This is a genomic window from Tetzosporium hominis (assembly GCF_002265435.1).
Lineage (GTDB): Bacteria > Bacillota > Bacilli > Bacillales_A > Planococcaceae > Chryseomicrobium > Chryseomicrobium hominis.
In genome coordinates this window covers 1-238 of sequence record NZ_NOKQ01000037.1, presented here as the reverse complement: position 1 = coordinate 238, position 238 = coordinate 1, and the positions used below count along the sequence as shown (strand labels likewise).

Annotated in this window: 1 protein-coding gene; it reads right to left on the bottom strand. The window is 46.2% G+C overall.

Features of this window, described 5'->3' with window-relative positions:
• A partial coding sequence (locus CF394_RS00115; RefSeq protein ID WP_279327629.1) for a penicillin-binding transpeptidase domain-containing protein occupies positions 1-238 on the bottom strand: 238 nt, incomplete at both ends.

Genomic DNA, 238 nt, shown 5'->3' with positions numbered 1-238 from the left:
CACCACTAGTCAATCCTTCATTGACGTCCCAGTCTCGAATGGTCGCATCTGCTATTTTCAATTCACTGCTGTTAAAGTATTCGCCACCAGGGAAGGTATTGTTATCAATGGCTGAGGCCAACATCATCACCTTCATGGTCGATCCTGGCTCGTAGTTACTTTGATAGAGGATATCACGCCAGACAAAGTCTTTTGTGATGCCATCCTTGGTATCTGCGTTAAAGGTTGGCCGTTGGGT